This window comes from Allobosea sp. P4_C6, assembly GCF_056402015.1.
Window position 1 is genome coordinate 1 of sequence record NZ_JBFUIF010000144.1, and the last position, 3398, is coordinate 3398.

Here is a 3398-nt window from a genome sequence, read left to right on the forward strand (position 1 = left end):
TGTCGAAGCTTTGCGCCGCAGCCCCGACTCCCAGGCTGCCGTCTCGGGGAAAATCATCGAGGACATGGTCGGCGACAGCAAGGCGAGGCGCCGGCTCGACGGCCTCGGCTTCGGCAGCGCCGCGGACTTGATCGAGGCCACCTACCCTGACGACGCCGGGCGCTTCCTGTTCCGCGCGGAGCTATCGTCGCGGGTGCCGGAAGCGCTGATGCCGCTGCTCGATGGTTGTGAGCCCCGCGCATTGAGGCTGTGGGCCGCCATGGAGGGCGCGCTTGCGCTCACCAACGAAGCTAGCTTCGTCGCCATGCGCGAGCGCGAGGTCTATCGCCTGTTGCGGCGGACGCCGGAGTTCGAGCAGATCGAGACGATCCGCGACGCCGTTCGCGGCAAGGCTCTCTGGCTGCGGCGCAGGGCCGAGTTGTCGGCCAACGGCTTGATCGGGCACCATGTCACGCACCAGCTTCCGCTCAACCGGACCCTGGAGACCAGGGAAGGGTCGCATGGTCTGGCGTTCCTGCGCGCCGGCTTCTCGGCGCCCGAACCGGAACTCGTCTGGGTCGATGGCCGCTCCGGCCGCCTCGAATTCCTGATGCCGGCCGGCAAGACCGGTGTCGAGATCTCGCTGCTGGTCGCCGCGCGCGGGCAGGGAGAGCGGCTTTGCACGGTGTTTGCCAATGGAGCACCGATTCTTGTCGATGCCTCGATCGATGACAAGCCAGTGGAGCTTTTTGCGACGCTGCCGCCGGTTTCGGGCGCCGGCCTTGGCAAGATGACCATCGTCGTCCAGATCTCGGCGGCCGATCAGGTCCGGGACAAGCACGGCAAGGTCGTTGATCCGCGCTATCTTGGCTTCTATTTGCGCCAGTTCGGCGTCTTCGAGCGCGTAACGCCATCGCTTGCTGTCGGCAAATTCGGCGATATCGGCAAAAGCGGCGACGGGACGGCGATGATTCGCTCGGGCTTCTCGTATCCCGAGGACGGGTTCGTGTGGCTGGAAGGAAGGGTCGGGCGCCTCGAGTTCGCGATAGAAGGTGACGATGAAGAATATGAACTGCGTCTCCTCGTTCATGGCCGCAGGTCGAAGCTTGACGAGGATCAGGTCTGCACCATTCTGTTGAACGAAAAGGCGGTCCTAACAGATGTCATCGTGCCAGAGGCAGCAACGGAACTGACGCTGCCATTGGCGCGTGTTGCTCCAGGRCAAAAGCGGAATATGATGCTCGAAATCAGGCTGAAGCACGCCGACAGCATCTATGATAGCTCCGGACAGGTGCTGGATCCCCGACCGCTTGGCTTGCAGTTGATCGGGATCGGTCGTTTCGCCAGAACTGTTCCGGCCGAGGATGCTCTATCGTTAGATGCCTCCGCCCCCGTGTTGGAACCGTCTTCGGTTTCGGCCGAAGCCCCTTCAGGGTTGCGCCGGTTCTTCGGCTTAGGAAAGCCGCGCTGACGGACGCTTCGGGGATGAGTGCGTCAACGATACGCTGTTCTCGACGCTCACTGAAGCCCGTAACGCCATCAGCTCATGGAAGGACTACAACCGGAACCGACCCCACTCGGCTCGGCAACGTCACACCCGCCGAGTTCGCACTCAAATCCACGCTGGAAAAACAGGCCGCTGAGGGCCAGAAATTTGATCTGAGCCCTTAAAACTCGATCGCTTTGAGCTGGACACCCGCAAGAACCGTTTGATTTTCGGCATGCTCGGCGCCTTGGCGCCTTGGCGGCATGATGATCGGCGTCAGGCTGCCTGACAGAGCGGCATTTTGGGCTAATTTCAGCGCCGATCCTGGATTTCGGGCAGACTCATCCCATGGCCCTGACGCGTTCATGGAAGATCAGCCGGTCGAAGTTGTAGGCGATGTTGGCCAGGGTCAGTTTTGCCTCGGCGCGAGCCAGGCCAATGGTGCGGATGAACAGGCCGAACCTGTTCTTCTGATGGGCGAAGACATGTTCGACCGCAGCCCGGATTGCCGACTTGCCGGCATTGGCGCGCGCGACATGCTGCGGCATCCGCCGTCCAGGCGGTTTGCGGCGATGGATGCGGCTGACCAGCATCTTCGCCGCCAGACTTTTCTCGTTCGTCTGTGATCGGTAGGCGCTGTCGGCCCAGACCTCGGAGGAGGTGTTCTGCGTCGTCACCAGGCGCGGCAGCATCCGCCCATCCGCATGGGCTGCCGAGGTCACCGCGCTCTCCCGAATGAAGCCGAAGCGCCGGTCGATCGCGATATGGGTTTTGTAGCCGAAGACGGGCAAGGCGATCTGCGGCAAGGGCGTGCCGTCGGGCCGATACCGGATCTTGCCGCCGATCTTGAGCGTCCAGCGCGCATCGACGTCCTTCTGCGCCGCCTTGCTGGGTTCATCGGGCCAGATCTCCCGGGCCGTCCGCCTTGATCGCCTCCTTCTCCGCGTCCGTGTTCCGCTGCTTGGGTGCCGGCACGAGGGAGGCATCGACGATCTGGCCCGACATCGGGATGTAGCCCTTCTTCTGCAATTGCCAGTCGAAGGCCTTCATCACCCGCCGCAGCGTGCCGCTCTCGGTCAGCCTGTTGCGGAAGTGCCGGATCGTGTTCTCGTCGGGTGTCGGACCGCCAAGATCAAAGCGCAGGAAGCGCATCCAGGACAGACGGTCCCGGATCATGAACTCCATCTTCGCGTCGCTGAGATTGTGCTGCGCCTGAAGGATCAGGGCCTTGAACATCGAGACAGGGTCGAAAGCTGGACGTCCGCCCTTGGCCCCGTCCCCATAGCCAAGGCCCTCGACCAGCCAGCCCCGGAAATACTCGAAATCAATCGTCCCTTCCAGCGTCTCCAGCGGGTCGCCGATCTCGGTCAATCTCGCCAGATGCTCCGACAACCCAAAAAAAGACCGCTGTTCCATCGTCTCACCCGCCTCGTGTGCCGATGAGAGATTGAATCACGAAATCAGCGAAACCGGTAGGTTCTTGCGGGTGTCCAGCTAGAGTTTTCCGCGTCGTTTCCCATGGGCTGGGAGGAGCGGAAGACGATGAAGGATTCGAAGTTCTCGGACGCGCAGAAGGCGTTTATCCTGAAGCAGGGCGCGGCAACGGGCGCGGGTTGCCGTAGACCGCGTCCATCCCCTGCAGCTGATGTCCCATCAGCTTTTTGCGTGTCTCGTCGGACATCCCGGCGCTGACGCATGCGTCCCGAAAGTTATGGCGAAGGCTGTAGGCGCTAAGGCGCGGATTCAGGATGCCGAGCGATCGAAGCCGCCTGTTGATCCGTTTGGAAATCGCCGCGCTCCAATGACCATGGCGATTGGGCTTCAATTCCGAAAAAACCGGGCAGTCACGCCCAGTTCGTTGACGCCGCGAAGTGATGAAATCGAGAAGCCCCATTTTGATCAGTTCGGGATGGATCGGGATCAGGCGGCGCGC

Annotated in this window: 2 protein-coding genes and 2 pseudogenes; 2 read left to right on the forward strand and 2 right to left on the reverse strand. The window is 62.1% G+C overall.

All coding sequences use genetic code 11. The features are described 5' to 3' along the window. Both AC1DVA_RS26995 and AC1DVA_RS27000 read left to right on the forward strand, forming a co-directional pair. A partial coding sequence (locus AC1DVA_RS26995) for a hypothetical protein (RefSeq protein ID WP_476807932.1) occupies window positions 1-1450 on the forward strand: 1450 nt, incomplete at its 5' end. 10 nt (window positions 1451-1460) lie between these two features. Further along, window positions 1461-1622: pseudogene (locus AC1DVA_RS27000) on the forward strand (integrase core domain-containing protein); the annotation flags it as partial. A 184-nt stretch (window positions 1623-1806) separates the two neighbouring features. Here AC1DVA_RS27000 and AC1DVA_RS27005 read toward each other — a convergent pair. Together AC1DVA_RS27005 and AC1DVA_RS27010 are read right to left on the reverse strand one after the other, a co-directional pair. Further along, window positions 1807-2881: pseudogene (locus AC1DVA_RS27005) on the reverse strand (IS5 family transposase). Between the two features lie 163 nt (window positions 2882-3044). Further along, window positions 3045-3398, reverse strand: a 354-nt coding sequence (locus AC1DVA_RS27010) for a site-specific integrase (protein WP_476807933.1), incomplete at its 5' end; no start/stop codon positions are given.